Source organism: Lentzea chajnantorensis, from assembly GCF_054300775.1.
The window spans coordinates 2,371,001-2,390,856 of record NZ_JBSDZT010000002.1 but is presented as its reverse complement, the minus strand read 5'-3'; the positions used below and the strand labels follow the sequence as shown (position 1 = coordinate 2,390,856).

Here is a 19,856-nt window from a genome sequence, read left to right as displayed (position 1 = left end):
CTCCAGTATCTAGCACTGCTAGCGACACGAGCAACGCTAAATGAACGCCGCTCGGTTGTCTAGCAGTGCTAGATTCTGGGTCGTGTCCGTCCAGCAGCGCCGGGAGCGCGAACGAGCAGAGCGGCACCAGCTGATCATCGACGCGGCCCGCGAGCTGGCCGAGTCGGACGGCTGGGACGCGGTGACGACGCGCCGGCTCGCCGAGAAGGTCGAGTACAGCCAGCCGGTGCTCTACAGCCACTTCAAGGGCAAGGACGCGATCGTGCGCGCGGTCGCGGTCGAGGGCTTCGCCGAGCTCGGCCGCCGGATGCGCGCCGCGCGCACCACCGCCGCTGCCACCAGCACCGCCCCGCTGCGCGCGCTCGCCGAGGCCTACCTGCGGTTCGCCGGGGAACGGCCCGCGCTCTACGACGCCATGTTCGTGCAGCGGATCGACATCGCGTTCGGCAGCGAGGAGACGCCGGCCGAGCTGCGCACGTCGTTCGGCGAGATCGTCGCCGCACTCGAACCCGTCGCAGGCGACCGCGACCTCGACGTGCTCGCCGAGGCGTTCTGGAGCGCCCTGCACGGCATCGCCACGCTGCGCCACGGGCAGCGGTTGCTCCCGGAGCTCGACGGGGACCGGCTGGACCTCGTGCTCGCCGCGTTCGCCCCGGCCTGACCCCGGCTCAGGTCCGCTCTGCCCGGCACAGCAGCATGACCGGCCTGGACCCGATCCTGGTCAGCACGACCGACGCCTCGTCGGGACCGCTGGGCTTGAGGCGCTTGCGCAGCGTGTTCGGGTCGACGTCGAGGCCGCGCACCAGGATCTCCACCCGGCCGATCCCGCGCGCCTTCAGCAGCGTCTTCAGCGCCTTCTCGGTGTAGTGCGCGTGGTCGAGCACGCGGAACGCCCTGATGCCCGGCGGCGGTTCCGGCCCGCTGAGGTAGGCGATGCGCTCGTCGAGCTGGTGCAGGCCGTGCCGGGCCGCGTAGTGCCGCACCAGGCCCGCGCGCACGACGGCGCCGTCCGGGTCGACGAGCCACTCGCCGGGCGGGGCGACCGGGCAGTCGTCGGGTTCGGCGTCGGTGAGCGTCCACACCTCCGTGCCGTGCAGGACCGTGGCGCGGCGGGACACCCCCGGTGTGGCCAGGCCCCTGGTCCACAGGCAGGCCTCGCGGACGGACCCGTCCAGCGACACCAGCTCGACCTCGTCGGCCCACGGCGCGACCGCGAAGTCGATGCCGGGCGCGCACTTCACCGCCAGGTCGGCGTGCGCGTACACCTCGGCCAGCTCGTCCAGCGGCGGCAGGAAGTCCTGCGGGTGCCAGCGGCGGCGGCCGGCGGAGTCGCGGCGGGCCGGGTCGGCGGTGACCGCGGTGGCCCTGGAGACCGGCCGCAGCGCGTCGGCCCGGACCACGAGCGCACCGGGGACGTTGTGACGGGCCATGGCGAGCCGGACCGGGTCGAGGTCGGAGCCGAGGCAGCGGGCGGCGACCTCGTGCAACGCCCCCAGGTCAGCGCCGACCGAGCACGTCACGTCGTGGACGTCCCGGCCGCGGAAGCGTTCCGCCCGGTGCCGCGCGACCGGGGAGGCGGTCGCCTGCTGGAGCGCGTCGTCGGTGAACAGCCAGTCGCGCGCACCGTCCAGTTTGGACCGGGCGCGGCGGCGCAGCAGCACCGTCTCGACCACGGGGGCGAAGCCGTCGCCGAGCAGCCTGCGGGCGGCACCGACGTCGTGCAGCCGGGTGGCGTCGGTGAACGGCAGCGCGTCCACCTCGGCGAGAGCGGCGGTTCCGGCGGCAGAGCGCAGGAACGCCACGTCGGCCGAGGTGAACGCGTACCCCAACGCCCTACTGCGACTTCCTGCCGGTGATCGACACGTTGTAGAACACCTCGCGCGGCAGCACCTTCGAGAGCACGTTCTGGTCGAGCCAGGAGAGGTTCTGCCAGGTGCGGTAGGCGAACATCGCCCAGCCGAACCCGAGCTTCTCGCGCGGCACCGCGGCCTCGAACGTGCGCACCGGCCAGCCGAACAACGCCGCCGACAGCTCGTCGGTGACGGCGCGGACACCCACGGCACCGGCACGCCGGGCCGTGGCCTCCAGCTGGTCGGGGTCGAACGTGTGCAGGTCGACGACCGCTTCCAGCGCGGCGGCGCGGGAGGACTCGTCGAGCTCCTCCTGCGGGCGGCGCCAGTCGTTCAGCACCGGCACGGCCTTGGTGATGGTGGTGGTGAGCCACCACGTCGCCTGGCCGAGCCTGCGGGCGTAGAAGTTGCCGATGTTCGTCGGGTCGCCCGCGAACACGAACTTGCCGCCGGGCTTGAGCACCCGCAGCACCTCGCGCATGGCCGCCTCCACATCGGGGATGTGGTGCAGCACCGCGTGGCCGACGACGAGGTCGAACGTGTCGTCGTCGTACGGGATGCGCTCGGCGTCGGCGACCCGGCCGTCGACGTCGAGGCCCAGGTGCTCGGCGTTGCGCAGCGCGACCTCGACCATGCCGGGCGACAGGTCGGTGACCGAACCCTTCTCGACCACCCCGCCCTGCATGAGGTTCAGCAGGAAGAAGCCGGTGCCGCAGCCCAGCTCCAGCGCGTGCCCGTACGGTCCGGCGTCACCGGCGGCGGCGCGGAAGCGCTCGGTCGCGTAGGTGATGCAGCGCTCGTCGTAGGAGATCGACCACTTCTCGTCGTACGTGCCCGCCTCCCAGTCGTGGTAGAGCACCTGGGCGAGCTTGGTGTCCTGGTAGGCCGCCTCGACCTGTTCCTCGGTCGCGTGCGGGTTGGGTGCCGGGTCAGTTGCCACTGAACTTCGCCTTCCCGGGGCCGTTCTCGATGAACGACTCCACACCGGCCTTCTTGTCCTCGGTCGCGAACAGCGCCGCGAAGAGGTGGCTCTCCAGCTTGAGACCGGACTCGAGGTCCGTGTCGAGGCCGCCGTCGACGGCGGCCTTGGTGGCGGCCAGCGCGAGCACCGGGCCACCGACGAACTGCTTGGCCCACCGCACGGCGGCCGCGTACACGTCGTCGGGCGCGACGACCTCGTCGACCATGCCGATCTCCAGCGCCTCCTGGGCGCCGACGAACCGGCCGGTGTAGAGCAGGTCCTTGGTCTTCGCGGGGCCGATCAGCCGGGCGAGGCGCTGCGTGCCGCCACCGCCGGGGATCAGGCCGAGCAGGATCTCGGGCTGGCCGAGCTTGGCGTTGTCACCCGCGATGCGCCGGTCGCAGCCGAGCGCGACCTCGAACCCGCCGCCGAGCGCGTAGCCGGTGATGGCCGCGACCGTCGGCTTGGGCACCGTGGCCAGCGCGCCGAGTGCGTCGGACAGGCCCTTGGCCCGCAGCGTCATCTCGGCGTGGGAGATCTTCGCGAACTCCTTGACGTCCGCGCCGGCGGCGAAGACCTTCTCGCCGCCGTAGACGATCACCGCGTAGACGTCTGACCGCTCGGAGGCCTCCTTCGCGGCGGCCTGGAGCTCGGTCTGCACCTGCCGGTTCAGGGCGTTCATCGGCGGCCGCTCCAGGCGGATCGTGCCGATCCCGTCCTCGACCTCGAGCCTCACGAACTCAGCCACTACGGCGCCTCCATCAGTTGTCGCGACAGCGGTGTCACGTTACCCGGCAGTAGTCGCGAGTTCGCGCCGGTCGTCCGGCTGACCGCCGGTGCCGGATTCGGCGGAGCCCAATTCGGTGCCGGTGATCGGCCGGATGACCGGCTTCCCGGCGAACTCGCCGCCGTCTGCGGAGCAGCGGCCGACAAGCACAGTAGCCGTCAGCTCTTCCTGCGGGCGAAGAAGCGGTCCCCGGACTTCTGCAGCTCCAGGTCCTGGCCGAACGTCTTCGAGAGGTTCTCCTCGGTGAGGGTGTCCTCCAGCAGCCCCTGCGCCACGATCGAGCCCTCGCGCAGCAGCAGGGCGTGGGTGAAGCCCGGCGGGATCTCCTCGACGTGGTGCGTGACCAGCACCATCGCGGGCGCGTCCGGGTCGAGCGCGAGCTCGGAGAGCTTCGCCACGAGGTCCTCGCGGCCGCCCAGGTCGAGGCCCGCGGCGGGCTCGTCGAGCAGCAGCATCTCGGGGTCGGTCATCAACGCGCGGGCGATCAGCGTGCGCTTGCGCTCGCCCTCGCTCAGCGTGCCGTAGAGGCGGTCGGCGAGGTGTGCCATGCCGAGCGTGCCGAGCAGCTCGCGGGCGCGGTCGGTGTCCTGCTTGCCGTACTCCTCGCGCCAGCGGCCGAGGACCGCGTAGCCGGCGGAGACGACGAGGTCGACGACCGACTCGTCGGGCGGGATGCGGCCGCCGAGCGCCGCCGAGCACAGCCCGATCCTGGGCTTGAGCTCCTGCACGTCGGTCTTGCCGAGGCGTTCACCCAGGAGGTGGACCTTGCCCTTGGTCGGGTGCAGGTCGGCGCTGGAGAGCCTCAGCAGGGTGGTCTTGCCGGCGCCGTTCGGGCCCAGCACCACCCAGCGCTCGTCCAGCTCCACGTTCCAGTCGATGTTGCCGACCAGCGTGTTCTTGCCTCGGCGGACCGACACGCCCGCCATGTGCACGACCAGATCTGTCACGTCGACGTCCGCCACGCCCCCATTGTTCCGAACGGCCTCCGACCGACCACTCATCGGGGTGCACCTCACACCGGGCACGACCGCTGCGCCGCCTGTGTGAAGTCTCAAGTTTTTTGTCGGTGGCGGATGCCAAGATCGGAGGCATGGCTACGCGACCGGAGTCCGAGGTGCTGGCAGGCCGACCGTTCCCGCTGGGGGCACACGCCGAGGCGGGCGGTGTCCGGTTCGCGGTGACCTCGCACGTCGCCGACGCGGTGGAGGTCTGCCTGGTCGGTGAGGACGGCGCGGAGAAACGGGTCGAGCTGACCGAGCGGACGTTCGGCGTCTGGCACGGCCTGGTGCCCGGCGTCACACCCGGCCAGCGCTACGGCTACCGGGTGCACGGCCCCTACGACACCGGCAGGGGGCTGCGCTGCAACCCGGCGAAGCTGCTGGTCGACCCGTACGCCCGGCAGATCACCGGCGCGGTCACCGACCTGGGCAGGGCGCTGGGCTACGTCGGCGACCCCATGCACGGCCCGCCGTCGGCGGAGGACTCGCTGGGCAGCGTCCCGCTGAGCGTCGTCAGCTCGCCGGGCGGCGCGAACACCGGGACCAAGCCCGAGGTGCCGTTCGAGGAGGCGGTGATCTACGAGCTGCACGTCAAGGGCTTCACGAAGAGCCACCCGGACATCCCGGAGCGGCTGCGCGGCACCTACCTCGGCCTCGCGCACCCGGCCGCGGTCGAGCACCTGACCAGGCTGGGCGTCACGACCGTCGAACTGCTGCCGGTCCAGGCGTTCCAGGACGAGCCCTCGCTGATCAGCCGCGGGGCCCGCAACTACTGGGGCTACTCGCCGCTGGCGTACTGCGCGCCGCACCCGGCGTACGCGAGCGAGCCGGGCAACGAGGTGCAGGAGTTCCGCACGATGGTCGCGGCGCTGCACGCGGCGAACATCGAGGTGCTGATCGACGTCGTCTACAACCACACCTGCGAGGGCGGCCCGGACGGCCCGACGCTGTCGTTCCGCGGGTTCGACGCGCCCGGCTACTACCTGCACGCCGGTGGCGGCAGCACGGTCGACATCACCGGCTGCGGCAACACGCTCGACGCCGGTTCCCCGCAGGTCGTCCGCCTCGTCACCGACTCGCTGCGGTACTGGGCGGAGGAGATGGGCGTGGACGGGTTCCGGTTCGACCTCGCCTCGACGATGGGCCGTCCCGGCGGCGGGTTCTTCGACCGCGACTCGGCCCTGCTGACCGCGATCACCACGGACCCGGTGCTGTGCCGCGCGAAGCTGATCGCCGAGCCGTGGGACGCGACCGGCGACGGCTACCGGGTGGGCGACTTCGGCATGCAGTGGGCGGAGTGGAACGGCCGCTACCGCGACACCGTGCGCGACTTCTGGCGCGGGCACACGTCGGTGCGCGACCTCGCCTACCGCCTGTCCGGCTCGTCCGACCTCTACGCCGACGACCTGCGCCGCCCGTGGCAGTCGATCAACTTCATCACCGCCCACGACGGTTTCACGCTGCGGGACCTGGTGTCCTACAACGACAAGCACAACGAGGAGAACGGCGAGGAGAACCGGGACGGCACGAACGACAACCGGTCGTGGAACTGCGGCGCCGAGGGCGGGACGACCGACCGGGACGTCCTCGCGCTGCGGGCGAAGCAGGCCCGCAACCTGCTCGCCACGCTGCTGCTGTCCACCGGCACGCCGATGATGGTGGCGGGCGACGAGATGTGGCGCACTCAGGGCGGCAACAACAACGCGTACTGCCTGGACAACCGCGTCTCGTGGGTCGACTGGACCAGGACGGACGCGGGTGAGGCGCTGCTGGGGTTCACGCAGCGGCTGATCGACCTGCGCTCGTCCTCGCCCGCGCTGCGGCAGCCGGAGTTCTTCGAGGGCCGCACGACCCCGAGCGGCAACCCGGACCTGGTGTGGTTCCGGCCGGACGGCCAGGAGATGGCCGAGACCGACTGGTTCGACGAGGGCCGCCGCACCCTCGGCATGTTCGTCGACGGCTCGAACTGCCTGTCCCGCACCCGCGACGGCGAGCTGGTGTCGGACGACTCGTGGCTGCTGCTGATGCACTCGGGCGCGGAGGCGATCACGGTGAGGCTGCCGCACGAGCGGTACGGGCCGTCGTACGAGCCGTTCCTGGACACGACGACCCCGGACGGCTCGCCGGCGGACACCTCGGCGCTGCTGCCGCGCACGAAGCTGACGATGGAGGCGCGGTCGCTGCTGTTGCTGCGGCTGCCGCGCTGACCGGCAGCTCGGAGGCAGTTCCGGTGACCAGCCCGTGGACGCTGTGGCGGCCTTCGAGGCAATCGTGGCAACATCACGGTCGTGCTGGTCCACTACTGGTCCGACCGCACGATCGACCTCGTCCTGGTGGCGTCGTGCGGGTGTAGCTCGACGCGACGCGCGCGCTGAACGACGGCCGCCGTCGCGTCTTGATCGCTACCCCGTACCGACGTGGCCTTCAGGAGCGAGCCGGTGACTTCCACCCTTTCCGAGTACGACCTGCACCCCGTCCTGGACACCCAGCTGCTGCGTGACGTGATCCACCCGTCGCGGTCGCTGTGGACCCCGCGCGAGCTGCGCGACCTGACCTCGTTCGTGGCGAGCGAGCTGACCACGGGCCTGCTCCAGGTCCTGGAGTACTCGGCCGAACGCCGCTGGTGGGCGCGTCTGGGCCTGACCGAGGGCGTCGAGCTGTGGCTGCTGTCGTGGCTGCCCGGCCAGGGCACCGAACCGCACGACCACGGCGGGTCCGCGGGCTCGTTCACCGTGCTGACCGGCCGGCTGCACGAGGACTACCGCTACCCGGCCGGCCCGGTCCGCTCCGCCGTCCGCACGACCGGCGACGCGCTGGGCTTCGGCTCCGGCCGCGCCCACCAGGTGACGAACCCCTTCGACACCCCCGCGGCCACCGTGCACGCCTACTCACCGCCCCTCGTGCCCACGCGCGAGTACGCGTCGCTGCTCGACATCCCCGACCAGATCCCACCCCTGCCCGCACAACGGCTGCCGCTGTCCGAGCTGCGCCGGCTGGCCGACCTGGAGGGCCCGTGAGCAACGTCGACGCCTACCTCGAAGCCGCCCGCGCCCACCTCACCCGCCTCACCCCGCAGGAGGTGCACGCCCTGCCGGACGCGCTGGTCGTCGACATCCGGCCGCTGCCCAACCGGCTCGCCGAGGGCGAGATCGAGAACTCCGTGGTGGTCGAGCGGATCGTGCTGGAGTGGCGGCTCGACCCGACCGGCGACTGGCGGCTGCCCGGGTTCACCGCCGACACCACGGTCGTCGTGGTCTGCAACGAGGGCTACTCGTCGTCGCTGGCGGCGCGGGACCTGCAACGGATCGGGCTGCCGAACGCGACGGACCTCGTGGGCGGGTACCGGGCGTGGCGGGCCGCGGGACTGCCGGTGCGGGAGGGCGGCACGCAGGCGGTGGCGTGAGGCCGGGGAACCGGGGCTGGTGCGCCGAAGCCGGTGGTCCGGGAACGGCACTCCGAGACGCGCCGACGGCCGGCCGGTCCCCCACATCGGCCCGAGCCGGGAACCGCGAGCCCGCCGAGTAGCGTCTGCGAACCGTGACAGTTGTGCGCTGGGCCCTCGCGGCCCTGGTCGTGGCGGGCACGATCGCGTGGGACCCGTCGGCCTGGTACCTGGGGCTCGCGGGGGCGGTGACCGGGTTGCTGCTGGAGCTGAGCGTGGTGCAGGCGGGGCTGGCGCTCGGCGCCGTCCTCTTCGGACTGCGGCTCACCCACGTGACGATCGGCGTGGGCAGCGAGGTGAGGTCGTGGACGAGCAACGACCGCCGGGTCGTGCTGCGGTCGGTGCCGCTGCTCGCGTCGTTGAGCTTCACCGGGGTGAAGCCGGGGGTGCGGCGCCGGACCGTGCTGGCAGGGGTCACCGCGATCGTGGTGACCGCGCTGTTCGTGGCGGTGACGTGGCTGCTCACCGGCTGGGCGTTCGGCAAGGGCATGGCGCTCGCCTCGACGGCGCTGCTCGCGGTGCAGCTGTGGCCGCTCGAGAAGCCGGGGCACACGAGCCTGGGGTGGTTCGTGTTCCGGTTGCCGAAGGTCAGCGGGCGGCCGCTCGACGAGATGGAGGCGCGCCCACTGGTGGGGGCGGGGATGGACGCCTACCACCGCGGTGACGTCGAGGCGGCGGAGCGGATCTACGAGGAGGCGGTCGCGCGGTACCCGCACCTGCTGACCGTGGTCGGGCTCAAGGTCGTCACGGCGTGCGCGCGGGAGAAGTACCTCGACGCGTTGCAGACGGTGGTCGGGTTGAGCTCGCGCTCGGACCTCTCCCAGCGGGAGCTCGCGTTCGTCATGGCCACGGCCGCGGGGGTGGCGGCGCAGGCCGTGGAGTCCGGGCAGTTCCCGCGCGAGATTGGGCTGGAGACGGCGAAGAACATGCTGGTCAACGCCTACGAGGCGGGGTACCCGAAGCACCGGGCGCACGGGACGCTGGCGCTGATCGCGTTGATCGAGGGGCAGAACGCGGAGGCGCGCAAGCTCGCGACGTGGGCCGCGGAGAACAGCGAGCAGGCGCTGGGGCGGGCGGACGACCTGGTCACGGTCGCGCGGGCGTGGATGGCGGACGGCGACAACGCGAAGGCGCGTGCGTTCGTGGCCGAGGCGCACGAGCTCGCCGGCTGGTACCCGCGGGTCGCGGCGACCCGCGCCCGGCTGGAGATCAGCTGACCCACCGGTGGGAAGGGCCCGCCACCGACACCGTGACGGGCCCTTCCCACCCCGCGCCGGATCAGCCCTGCCCGACCGGCAGCGGCGCGCCCGACATCGCGGGCATGCCACCGGACGGCTTCGGCAGGCCGCACTTCGCGAGCAGGTCCTCGGCGTCCTTCAGCACGCCCTTCAGCAGCTCGGTCAGCTGGGCGGCGTCGGGCTGGGCTCCGGCGGCCGCACCCAGCACCGTGCCGCCGAGACCGGCGACGGACGAGATCAGGTTCAGCACGGCCGCCACGCACTGGTCGGCGGGTCCCTCGTAGGTCTTCGCGGTGACCGGCGCGGGCACGCTCGGCGCGCTGACCGGTGGTGCCGGCAGACATCCCGCGTTCTGCATCGCCGTCAGGATGGCGAGCACGTCACCGACCAGCGGTGTCAGCGCGGCCACGTCGGGGGTCGGGACGAGGCTGGCGACGGCCTTCTTGAGCTTCGCCGCCAGGTCGGAGACGAGGTCGGCGCAGGCGGCGGGCGGTTCCGGCGCGGCGGTCGTGACGGAGGCAGCCGGAACCGTGGAGGCGGCGAACAGAGCTGCGGCGAGCGAGAGCGCGGTAATCGTCTTCTTCACGGCTACCTTCTTCCTCAATGCGCAATCAGGTGGGGCCGCGCCGGAAAGTTCCGTCGGAATTCGGCTGCGGTTCGTCCGATGCGATCGAGCGTAAGTCGGTCCACCGACCCCTACCAGCGGGGATCGTGAAATCACCCGCCGGAAAAGGGCGTCATCCGGATGAGGAGACGTGCCTGGGCGAGATGCGCCTGAACCAGGTCACGAGCAGTGACCGGGCACGGTGAAAATGAACAAATCAGGGCATCCAGCCCGCCGGAAGAAGGCGAGCTGGATGCCCTGCGTCGATCGGGCTGAGCGATCAGCCGGCCAGGACCACGCGTCCCAGCTCCGCGGGCGAGGCCAGCAGGCCGTGCCGGGGCAGCACGCGGACGGTGTAGCCCAGCGCACCGGCGTGCGGCAGCGGCACCTCGGCCTCGTAGTTGCCGTTGCCCGCGTAGTTCATCGGCGCGGTGACGACGTCCTTCAGCTCGTCCGAGTCGTGGGTGAGCTTGCCGAGCACCACCTGGACGTCCACTTCGGACGGTTCCAGGCCGGCCAGCTCGACGCGGGCCCGCACCACGACCGGCGACCCGAGCACCGGCACCGACGACCCGGCGATCACCAGGTCGCTGTCGAGCACCCGCACCCGCGTCCACGAGGCGCGCAGCCGGTGCCGGTACGCCGACAGCTCCTTCGCGCCGCGGAAGCCCTCACCGACGACGTTCTGGGCGGACGCGGCGGCCGGCGCGTAGTACGTCTCCACGTACTCGCGGACCATGCGCGAGGCCTGCACGACCGGGCCGAGCGAGGCCAGCGTGTGCCGGACCATGGACATCCACCGCAGCGGGACGCCCTCCTCGTTGCGGTCGTAGAACAGCGGAGCGACCTGCGAGCCGAGCAGCTCGTAGAGCGCGTTGGCCTCCAGGTCGTCGCGCCGGATCGGGTCGTTGACGCCGTCCGCGGTCGGGATGGCCCAGCCGTTGGAGCCGTCGTAGAGCTCGTCCCACCAGCCGTCGCGGATGGACAGGTTGAGCCCGCCGTTCAGCGCGGCCTTCATGCCGGACGTGCCGCACGCCTCCAGCGGGCGCATCGGGTTGTTCAGCCACACGTCGCAGCCCCAGTACAGGTAGCGGGCCATCGACATGTCGTAGTCGGGCAGGAACACGATCCGGTGGCGCACGCCCGCGTCGTCGGCGTAGCGCACGATCTGCTGGATCAGGGCCTTGCCGCCGTCGTCGGCCGGGTGCGACTTGCCCGCCACCACGAGCTGCACGGGCCGTTCGGGGTGCAGCAGCAGCGACCGCAGCCGCTCCGGGTCGCGCAGCATCAGCGTGAGGCGCTTGTAGGTCGGCACGCGGCGGGCGAACCCGACGGTGAGCACACCGGGGTCGAACACGCCGTCGGTCCAGCCCAGCTCCAGGGCGGAGGCGCCGCGCTGCAGCCACGACTCGCGCAGCCGCCTGCGCACCTCGTCGACGAGCCGGCCGCGCAGCGTCGAGCGCAGCTCCCACAGGCCCGCGTCGGTGACCGGCTCGAACGCGCCGAGACCGATGCCGCTGGTCTGCGTGTCCGCCTCGGAGGCGCCGAGCAGGCGACTCATCTCCGCCGCCGCCCAGGTCGGGCCGTGCACGCCGTTCGTGACCGAACCGATCGGCACCTCGGTGGCGTCGAAGCTCGGCCAGAGGCCGCGGAACATGTCCCGGCTGACCTCGCCGTGCAGTTTCGACACGCCGTTGGCGCGCTGGGCCAGGCGCAGGCCCATGTGCGCCATGTTGAACATGCCGGGGTTGTCCTCGGCGCCGAGCGCGAGGATGCGCTGGGTGTTCACGCCGGGCACGAGCTGCTCGGACCCGAAGTAGTGCTGGACCAGGTCGACCGGGAAGCGGTCGATGCCCGCGGGCACGGGGGTGTGCGTGGTGAACACGGCACCGGCGCGCGCCGCGGTCAGCGCCTGGTCGAAGTCGAGGCCGTCGTTGGTGATGTACTCGCGGATCCGCTCCAGGCCGAGGAAGCCCGCGTGGCCCTCGTTCGTGTGGAACACCTCGGGCTGCGCGTGCCCGGTGAGCTCGCAGAACGTGCGGACCGCGCGGACCCCGCCGATGCCGGCCAGGATCTCCTGGCGGATGCGGTGGTTCTGGTCGCCGCCGTAGAGCCGGTCGGTGACGCCGCGCAGGTCCTCGTCGTTCTGCTCCACGTCGGAGTCGAGCAGCAGCAGCGGCACCCGGCCGACCTGGGCCTTCCAGATCTTCGCGCGCAGCACCCGGTCACCGGGCATGGCGACGTGCACGAGCAGCGGCAGGCCGGACGGCTCGGTGAGCAGCTCCAGCGGCAGGCCGCGCGGGTCGAGCGACGGGTAGTGCTCCTGCTGCCAGCCGTCGAGCGACAGCGACTGGCGGAAGTAGCCGGAGCGGTACAGCAGGCCGACCGCGATCAGCGGGACGCCCAGGTCGGAGGCCGCCTTCAGGTGGTCGCCGGCGAGGATGCCGAGACCGCCCGAGTAGTTCGGCAGCGCCTCGTGCACGCCGAACTCCATCGAGAAGTACGCGACCGAGGTGGGCAACGGGGTGTCGGTGCCGCCGCCGTGCTCCCTGCGCCCGGCGATCTCGTCCTGGCGGCGCTGGTACCAGCGCGGACCGTTGACGTAGCGGTCGAGGTCGGACGCCAGCGCGTGCACCTTCAGGAGGAACTGCTCATCTCTCGCAAGTGTCTCCAGCCGTCCCGCGTCGGCGGCGCCGACAGCGGACAGCAGGCGCAACGGGTCGCCACCGACCTCGGACCAGACCCGGGAGTCGATCGAGGAGAAGAGTTCCTGCGTCGGCGGGTGCCACGTCCAGCGCAGGTTGGTGGCGAGCGTGCTCAGCGCGGACAGGGGCTCCGGCAGACTGGCGCGGACGGTGAACCGGCGAAGTGCTCGCATGACGAGGCAACTTACCCGGCACCCCCGCGGCACTGACAACGTTCCCGGTCACACGCCCGGCGGACTACGGGTGGTCGCGGCTCGCGATCAGCGGCCTGTCCCCGTCACCGGCGACGTTCAGGGTGTGCTCCTCGGTCTTGGTCTTGTCCCCCTCGGCCTCGGTGAGCTTGAGCGCCACCGTCACCGAGAAGCCGTCGTCGTTCGCCTCGACCAGCGGCGTGCCCTGCAGCGCGACCTTGCTGAACGCCTTCCAGTAGTCCTGGTAGTCCGCTGCCCTCGGCGCGCTCTCCTTCGTGAAGTCCTTGATCGCGGCGTCGGTGTTGCCGGGCAGCTTGCCGTAGTGCTGCTGCACGAACTGCGTGACCTGCGCCTTGCTGAACTTCGGGCCGCTCGGTTTGGACGCGGTGGTGGTCGGCGCGGTGGTGTAGGTCGGCGCCGGCGGCTTCTGGGTCGGCTGCGGCTGGGTGGTGGTCGGCTCGTCACCGGCGGTCGGCCTGGTCGGCTCGACCTCCTGCGACGTCGAGGGACCGGGGTCGGCTGTCCGCTGGTCGTCGCCCGTGCCCTGGATGATCGCGTAGGCGACGCCCGCGACCAGCAGGACGGCGAGCACCGAGGCGGCCACCGCGAGGCCGCGGTTGCGCTTCGGCTCCGGTTCCTGGTCGGGCTCGCGGGGCGGCCGGGTGGGCGGGCCGGGCGGGCCCGCGGGCACGGCCTGGCGGGCCGTGGGGGGCCGGGACGCGGCCCCGTACGTGCCGGTGCCCGGTCCCTGGCGCGGCGGCAGCGACGGCGGGCCGGACTGGCGCAGCGTGCCGCCGGGAGGCGTGCCGGGCGGCAGGACGGCGGTGCCACCGGGCGGCGTGCCCGCACCGGGCGGGATGAACGTCGTGGCCGGCACCTGCTGGCCCGCGGCGACGGCCCTGAGCGCCTCGGCGGCCTGCGCGGCGGTCGGGCGCTGGTGCGGCTCGTTGGCGAGCAGGCGGGTGAGCAGCGGCGTGAGCGGGCCGGAGCGCATCGGCGGCCGGGTCTCGCCGCGGGCGACCTTGTAGAGCAGGCCGAGGTCGTTCGTGCTCTTGCCGAACGGCGGTTCGCCCTCGGTCATCGCGTAGATCGTCGCGCCGAGCGAGAACACGTCCGACGGCGGCGCGGGCTCGGAGCCGCGGGCGAGCTCCGGCGCGAGGTAGGCGGGCGTGCCCGCGAGCATCCCGGTCTTCGTCACGGCCACGTCGCCCAGGGCGCGGGAGATGCCGAAGTCGGTGATCTTGACGGCGCCGTCGCGTCCAATGAGGACGTTGCCGGGCTTGATGTCGCGGTGCACGATGCCGGCCTCGTGCGCGGCGGCCAGCGCCCCGGCGGCCAGCGAGCCGATCCTGGCCGCCTCCTGCACGGGCATGGTGCCGCGCTCGCTCAGCAGCGCCGACAGGTTGCGCGACGGCAGGTACTCCATGACCAGGCAGGGCTTGCCGTCCTCGACCACGACGTCGTACACGGCGATCGCGTTCGGGTGCTGCAGGCGGGCGGCGATGCGGCCCTCGCGCATGGCCCGCTGGACGGCCTCGTGGAACTCGTCCGGCTGCACCTCGGTGAGGAGCAGCTGCTTGACGGCCACGTCGCGGTGCAGCAGCTCGTCGCGGGCACGCCACACGACGCCCATCGCACCCGCACCGAGCTGGTCGAGCAGGACGTACCGGTCGCCAACCTTGTTCACGCGGGCACGGTACCCGTAACACCCCGGTGACCCGGTGGGTATCACGAGAACGGTCCACTGGAGAGGTTCGAGGCGCCGGAGGCCCGGCCGGGAGACCTCGGACACGGTCCGTGTTCGAGGTGTGCGATCGGCGGCAGCGGGGTACGGATCTACTTGGGGTAACCCGCTGACAGGGCGTTTGACCGAACAAGGCAAGATTCGCAGGCATCGCGGAGATCCACGGCGGAAGGGCGCTGCCGATGAGTGGACGGCTCGGTATCGACGACGTATCCCCGGTGGTGTCGGCTGGTAGGTATCCAGCCAAAGCCGTTGTGGGAGAACACATTCCGGTCCAGGCGACAGTCTGGCGCGAGGGGCACGACAAGCTCGCGGCCACAGTGACGTGGAGGGGACCGAACGACCGAGTCGCTCGTCAGACCCGCATGCACGAGGTGGGAACCGGGCTCGACCGGTGGGGAGCGACCATCGTTCCCGACGCCGAGGGCGCGTGGACCTTCCGGGTCGATGCGTGGAGTGATCCCTGGGGCACCTGGAACCACACCGTCGAGGTGAAGATCGCCGCCGGCCAGGGGGCCGGCGAACTCGCGAACGACCTCGAAATCGGCGCTCTCCTGCTCGATCGGGTGGCAAGGCGCCCCGATCGGAGGCAGGACCGAGCACTCCTCATGAACGCGGCCGCGGCGCTGCGCGACGACGAACGGCCGCTGGCCGAACGGGTGGCCCCGGCGCTGGCCGGTGACGTGCAGAAGGTGATGTTCGAGCACCCGGTGCGCGAGCTGATCACCAAGGGCAAGCCGCACAAGGTCTGGTGCGACCGGAAGAAGGCCGCGTACGGCTCCTGGTACGAGTTCTTCCCGCGCAGCACCGGCGGGATCGACGAGACCGGCCAGGCGGTGCACGGCACGTTCGCCACGGCGACCAAGGAGCTCGACCGGGTCGCGGCCATGGGCTTCGACGTCGTCTACTTCCCGCCGATCCACCCGATCGGCCGGGTGAACCGGAAGGGCCCCAACAACACGCTCGTCGCGGGTCCCGAGGACACCGGCTCGCCCTGGGCGATCGGTGCCGACGAGGGCGGTCACGACGCGATCCACCCGCAGCTGGGCACGATCGAGGACTTCGACGCGCTGGTCGCACGCGCGCACGAGCTCGGCCTCGAGGTGGCGCTGGACTTCGCACTGCAGTGCGCGCCGGACCACCCGTGGGTGCTCAAGCACCCGGAGTGGTTCACGACCAGGCCCGACGGCACGATCGCGTACGCGGAGAACCCGCCGAAGAAGTACCAGGACATCTACCCGATCAACTTCGACCTCGACCCGCAGGGCCTCTACCACGAGGTGCTGCGCGTGGTCCTGTACTGGGCCGAGCACGGGGTGCGGATCTTCCGGGTCGACAACCCGCACACCAAGCCGCCGGACTTCTGGCAGTGGCTGATCTGGAAGGTCAAGGAGGTCTACCCGGACACGCTGTTCCTGTCCGAGGCCTTCACCCGGCCCGCCCGCCTCTACGGGCTGGCCAAGCTCGGCTTCACGCAGTCCTACACCTACTTCACGTGGCGGACGAGCAAGCAGGAGCTGATCGAGTTCGGCGAGGACCTCCGCGACCACTGGGACGAGGCGCGGCCGAACCTCTTCGTCAACACGCCGGACATCCTGCACGAGTCGCTGCAGCACGGCGGCCCCGGCATGTTCGGCCTGCGTGCGGCACTGGCGGCGACACTCTCCCCCACGTGGGGCGTGTACAGCGGCTACGAGCTGTTCGAGCACGAGGCGGTCAAGCCCGGCAGCGAGGAGTACCTCAACTCCGAGAAGTACCAGCTGCGGCCACGCGACTACGCCCGTGCACTGGCGGACGGGCGTTCTCTCGAACCGTGGTTGCGCAAGCTGAACCACATCCGCAAGGCGCACCCCGCGCTGCAGCAGATGCGCACGTTGAAGTTCCAAGAGCTGGACAACGACGCCCTGGTCGCGTTCAGCAAGCGCGACCCCGGGACCGGTGACACCGTCGTGGTGGTCGTGAGCCTCGACCCGAACAACGCGCAGGAGGGGACGCTGTACCTCGACCTGCCCGACCTCGGGTTCGACTGGCACGAGCGGGTGATTGCGCACGACGAGGTCACGGGCGAGACCTGGGACTGGGGACAGGCGAACTACGTCCGCCTCGAGCCGTGGCGTGCGACCGCGCACGTCGTGAGCCTCCAACGACGTTTTTCCTAGAGCGCGCGCAAGCCGCTCCACCGCACAACCCCCGACGAGGTGGGCATCATGGTCGACGACCCGCGTCCCGACGCTGCACTCGGGCTGGAAGGAACACCGCACACCGGAGAAGCCATCGACGACGCCGGTTTCCTGGTCGAGCCGCAGGCCGAGGACTTCAAGTCCGCGCGGCAGGCGAAGCCGAACCCGGACTGGTACAAGGGCGCCGTCTTCTACGAGGTCCTGGTCCGGGCGTTCAGCGACTCCAACGGCGACGGGACCGGTGACCTCCGCGGGCTCGCGTCGCGGCTCGACTACCTGGAGTGGCTGGGCGTCGACTGCCTGTGGTTGCCGCCGTTCTACGCTTCGCCGTTGCGTGACGGCGGGTACGACATCAGCGACTTCCGTGCGGTGCTGCCGGAGTTCGGCACGGTGGAGGACTTCGTCTACCTGCTGGAGGAGGCGCACCGGCGGGGCATCCGGGTGATCACGGACCTGGTGCTCAACCACACCAGTGACGCGCACCCGTGGTTCCAGGAGTCGCGGCAGAACCCGGACGGCCCGTACGGCGACTACTACGTGTGGAGCGACGACGACTCGCGCTACTCCGACGCGCGGATCATCTTCGTCGACACGGAGTCGTCCAACTGGACGTACGACCCGGTGCGCGGGCAGTTCTTCTGGCACCGCTTCTTCAGCCACCAGCCGGACCTCAACTACGAGAACCCGGAAGTGCAGGAGGCGATGCTCGACATCCTGCGGTTCTGGCTCGACCTCGGCATCGACGGGTTCCGCCTCGACGCCGTGCCCTACCTCTTCGAGGAGGAGGGCACGATCTGCGAGAACCTGCCGCGCACGCACGAGTTCCTGAAGAAGTGCCGCAAGGTCGTCGACGACGAGTTCCCCGGCCGGGTGCTGCTGGCGGAGGCGAACCAGTGGCCGTCGGACGTGGTGGAGTACTTCGGTGACCCGGCGGTGGGCGGGGACGAGTGCCACATGGCGTTCCACTTCCCGTTGATGCCGCGGATCTTCATGGCGGTGCGGCGGGAGTCGCGGTTCCCGATCTCGGAGATCCTGGCGCAGACGCCGGCGATCCCGGAGAACTCGCAGTGGGGCATCTTCCTGCGCAACCACGACGAGCTGACGCTCGAGATGGTCACCGACGAAGAGCGCGACTACATGTACTCCGAGTACGCCAAGGACCCGCGGATGAAGGCCAACATCGGCATCCGCCGGCGCCTGGCCCCGCTGCTGGAGAACGACCGCAACCAGCACGAGCTGTTCACCGCGATGCTGCTGTCGCTGCCGGGCTCGCCGGTGCTGTACTACGGCGACGAGATCGGCATGGGCGACAACATCTGGCTGGCCGACCGCGACGCGGTGCGCACGCCGATGCAGTGGACCCCGGACCGCAACGCGGGGTTCTCCTCCTGCGACCCGGGCCGGATCTACCTGCCGGTGATCATGGACCCGGTCTACGGCTACCAGGGCCTCAACGTCGAGGCGCAGCTCAACAACTCCTCGTCGCTGCTCAACTGGACGCGGCACATGATCGAGGTGCGCAAGCAGCACCACGCGTTCGCCGAGGGCGACTTCACCGAGCTGGGCGGCTCGAACCCGAGCGTCCTGGCCTACAAGCGGATGTGGAAGCGCCCCGATGGGCGCGAGGACATCGTCCTGTGCGTGAACAACCTCTCCCGCTTCCCGCAACCGGTCGAGCTGGACCTCTCCGAGCACCGCGACTACACGCCGGTGGAACTGACCGGAGGTGTCAAATTCCCCTCGATCGGGGAACTCCCCTACCTGTTGACCCTTCCCGGTCACGGTTTCTACTGGTTCCAGCTGGTAGAGGCGGGCGACGACAGCGAGATGAGGTGAGGCGCGCATGATCGACCCGGACGAGCTCGCCGACAAGCTGGTCGGCACCCTGCCCGACGTCCTGCCGACGCTGCGGTGGTTCGGCGGCAAGGACCGCGCGATCACCGCCGTCCGTCCACTGCGGACGACCCCGCTCACCGACGACCTGGTGCACTGCGTCGTCGAGGTGGAGCAACCCGGCCGCACCGAGGCCTACCAGCTCGTGATCAGCGAGCACTCGGACGGCTTCGACGCGACGGCCGACCCGGAGCGCAACGGCCTGCTGCTGGAGAAGATCGCCGCCGGCGATCGGGTCAACGGCATCGAGTTCGCGCACGAGCCGGGCGTCGAGCTGCGCACGGCGCTGCGCGGCCGCCCGATCGGCGTCGAGCAGTCGAACACGTCGCTGATCTACGGCCAGCAGTACATCCTGAAGATCTTCCGCAAGCTCGCCCGCGGCGAGAACCGCGACCTGGTCATGCACCGGGCGCTGCAGTCGGTGGGCTGCGAGCACATCGCCCGCCCGCTCGGCTCGATCTCGACGACGCTCGACGGTGAGCCGGTCACGCTCGCGATGCTGCAGGAGTTCCTGCCGGACGCGGTCGAGGGCTGGGACATGGCCAAGACCTCGGTGCGCGACCTGATGGCCGAGGCCGACCTGCACGCGTTCGAGGTGGGCGGCGACTTCGCCGGCGAGGCGCAGCGGCTCGGGCACGCGGTGGCCAAGGTGCACGCCGACCTCGCGGAGGCGCTGGGCACCCGCATGGCCGACGACGACGCGGTCACCCGCGCCATCGCGGGCATGCAGCGGCGCCTGGACACCGTCCTGGAGGCGGTGCCGGAGCTGGGCCGCTACGAGAGCGCGCTGCGCGCGTCGTTCGACGAGGCCCGCAGGCACGTCGGGGCGATCCCGATCCAGCACGTCCACGGCGACCTGCACCTGGGCCAGGTGCTGCGGACCGTGCACGGCTGGCTGCTGATCGACTTCGAGGGCGAGCCGGCCGCCGGTGTCGAGGAGCGCAACGCGCTGCGGTCGCCGTTGCGCGACGTGGCGGGGATGCTGAGGTCGTTCGACTACGCGGCCAGGCAGCTGCTCGTCGGCCAGCCCGACGACGACCAGCTCGCCTACCGCGCGATGGAGTGGACGAAGCGCAACCGGGCCGCGTTCTGCGACGGCTACGCCGAGGTGGCGGCCGACCCGCGGGACAACGCGCACCTGCTGCGCGCGTTCGAGCTGGACAAGGCGGTCTACGAGGTCGCTTACGAGCACGCCAACAGGCCGGAGTGGTTGACGGTGCCGCTGTCGTCGATCGCCCGGATGACTTCTGGAGGAGAGTAAGC

At 71.2% G+C, this 19,856-nt stretch carries 15 protein-coding genes; 8 read left to right on the top strand and 7 right to left on the bottom strand.

The window, feature by feature from the left end; genetic code table 11:
• Positions 1-82: 82 nt before the first annotated feature.
• Positions 83-661: a TetR/AcrR family transcriptional regulator gene (locus ACVDFE_RS12560; protein WP_458430536.1), complete on the top strand. Its 579-nt coding sequence runs from the start codon at positions 83-85 to the stop codon at positions 659-661.
• A 7-nt stretch (positions 662-668) separates the two neighbouring features.
• On the opposite strand, the gene ACVDFE_RS12555 is transcribed toward ACVDFE_RS12560, so the two are convergent.
• From ACVDFE_RS12555 to ACVDFE_RS12540, 4 genes are all read right to left on the bottom strand, one after another.
• On the bottom strand, positions 669-1,829 hold the full coding sequence (locus tag ACVDFE_RS12555; RefSeq protein ID WP_458430535.1) for a THUMP-like domain-containing protein: 1,161 nt from the start codon (positions 1,827-1,829) through the stop codon (positions 669-671).
• Positions 1,830-1,833: 4 nt separating this feature from the next.
• Positions 1,834-2,790, bottom strand: coding sequence for a methyltransferase domain-containing protein (locus ACVDFE_RS12550; protein WP_458430534.1), 957 nt, complete (start codon positions 2,788-2,790; stop codon positions 1,834-1,836).
• On the bottom strand, positions 2,780-3,559 hold the full coding sequence (locus ACVDFE_RS12545; RefSeq protein WP_360391414.1) for an enoyl-CoA hydratase/isomerase family protein: 780 nt from the start codon (positions 3,557-3,559) through the stop codon (positions 2,780-2,782). Before ACVDFE_RS12545 ends, ACVDFE_RS12550 begins: the two co-directional genes overlap by 11 nt.
• Before the next feature lie 197 nt (positions 3,560-3,756).
• Complete coding sequence (locus ACVDFE_RS12540) at positions 3,757-4,599, bottom strand: ABC transporter ATP-binding protein (protein WP_458430533.1); 843 nt, start codon at positions 4,597-4,599, stop codon at positions 3,757-3,759.
• Between the two features lie 89 nt (positions 4,600-4,688).
• On the opposite strand from ACVDFE_RS12540, the gene glgX reads away from it, so the two are divergent.
• The 4 genes from glgX (at position 4,689) to ACVDFE_RS12520 (ending at position 9,255) form a co-directional block, all read left to right on the top strand.
• The gene (gene glgX / locus ACVDFE_RS12535) at positions 4,689-6,803 is read left to right on the top strand and encodes a glycogen debranching protein GlgX (RefSeq protein WP_458430532.1); all 2,115 of its coding nucleotides are present in this window, start codon (positions 4,689-4,691) and stop codon (positions 6,801-6,803) included.
• Between the two features lie 231 nt (positions 6,804-7,034).
• A complete protein-coding gene (locus tag ACVDFE_RS12530; RefSeq protein WP_360391420.1) occupies positions 7,035-7,613 on the top strand; it encodes a cysteine dioxygenase in 579 nt (192 codons plus the stop codon).
• On the top strand, positions 7,610-7,999 hold the full coding sequence (locus ACVDFE_RS12525) for a rhodanese-like domain-containing protein (RefSeq protein WP_458430531.1): 390 nt from the start codon (positions 7,610-7,612) through the stop codon (positions 7,997-7,999). The genes ACVDFE_RS12530 and ACVDFE_RS12525 overlap by 4 nt, the downstream gene beginning before the upstream one ends.
• Before the next feature lie 134 nt (positions 8,000-8,133).
• Positions 8,134-9,255 carry a hypothetical protein gene (locus ACVDFE_RS12520; protein WP_360391425.1) on the top strand — a complete coding sequence of 374 codons (1,122 nt, stop codon included), beginning with the start codon at positions 8,134-8,136 and terminating at the stop codon, positions 9,253-9,255.
• 61 nt (positions 9,256-9,316) lie between these two features.
• Here the strand turns inward: ACVDFE_RS12520 and ACVDFE_RS12515 are convergent, their stop codons facing one another.
• The 3 genes from ACVDFE_RS12515 to ACVDFE_RS12505 form a co-directional block, all read right to left on the bottom strand.
• Positions 9,317-9,862: a hypothetical protein gene (locus ACVDFE_RS12515; protein WP_458430530.1), complete on the bottom strand. Its 546-nt coding sequence runs from the start codon at positions 9,860-9,862 to the stop codon at positions 9,317-9,319.
• A 298-nt stretch (positions 9,863-10,160) separates the two neighbouring features.
• Positions 10,161-12,758, bottom strand: a complete 2,598-nt coding sequence (gene glgP, locus ACVDFE_RS12510; RefSeq protein ID WP_458430529.1) for an alpha-glucan family phosphorylase — start codon at positions 12,756-12,758, stop codon at positions 10,161-10,163.
• A 64-nt stretch (positions 12,759-12,822) separates the two neighbouring features.
• Positions 12,823-14,463, bottom strand: a complete 1,641-nt coding sequence (locus tag ACVDFE_RS12505) for a serine/threonine-protein kinase (protein WP_458430528.1) — start codon at positions 14,461-14,463, stop codon at positions 12,823-12,825.
• Positions 14,464-14,702: 239 nt separating this feature from the next.
• Here ACVDFE_RS12505 and ACVDFE_RS12500 point away from each other — a divergent pair, with 239 nt between their 5' ends.
• Genes ACVDFE_RS12500 through ACVDFE_RS12490 form a run of 3 tightly spaced genes read left to right on the top strand, consistent with a single transcriptional unit; the run spans position 14,703 to position 19,854 of the window.
• On the top strand, positions 14,703-16,679 hold the full coding sequence (locus tag ACVDFE_RS12500) for an alpha-1,4-glucan--maltose-1-phosphate maltosyltransferase (RefSeq protein ID WP_360391435.1): 1,977 nt from the start codon (positions 14,703-14,705) through the stop codon (positions 16,677-16,679).
• A 48-nt stretch (positions 16,680-16,727) separates the two neighbouring features.
• Positions 16,728-18,536, top strand: coding sequence for a maltose alpha-D-glucosyltransferase (treS, locus tag ACVDFE_RS12495; RefSeq protein WP_458430527.1), 1,809 nt, complete (start codon positions 16,728-16,730; stop codon positions 18,534-18,536).
• A 7-nt stretch (positions 18,537-18,543) separates the two neighbouring features.
• A complete protein-coding gene (locus tag ACVDFE_RS12490; RefSeq protein ID WP_360395653.1) occupies positions 18,544-19,854 on the top strand; it encodes a maltokinase N-terminal cap-like domain-containing protein in 1,311 nt (436 codons plus the stop codon).
• Positions 19,855-19,856: the final 2 nt, after the last annotated feature.

Coding starts and splice junctions, on each gene's coding strand:
- ACVDFE_RS12540 (WP_458430533.1), bottom strand. CDS start 4,599: ATGAGTGGTCGGTCGGAGGCCGTTCGGAACAATGGGGGCGTGGCGGAC.
- glgX (WP_458430532.1), top strand. CDS start 4,689: ATGGCTACGCGACCGGAGTCCGAGGTGCTGGCAGGCCGACCGTTCCCG.
- glgP (WP_458430529.1), bottom strand. CDS start 12,758: ATGCGAGCACTTCGCCGGTTCACCGTCCGCGCCAGTCTGCCGGAGCCC.
- ACVDFE_RS12500 (WP_360391435.1), top strand. CDS start 14,703: ATGAGTGGACGGCTCGGTATCGACGACGTATCCCCGGTGGTGTCGGCT.
- treS (WP_458430527.1), top strand. CDS start 16,728: ATGGTCGACGACCCGCGTCCCGACGCTGCACTCGGGCTGGAAGGAACA.
- ACVDFE_RS12490 (WP_360395653.1), top strand. CDS start 18,544: ATGATCGACCCGGACGAGCTCGCCGACAAGCTGGTCGGCACCCTGCCC.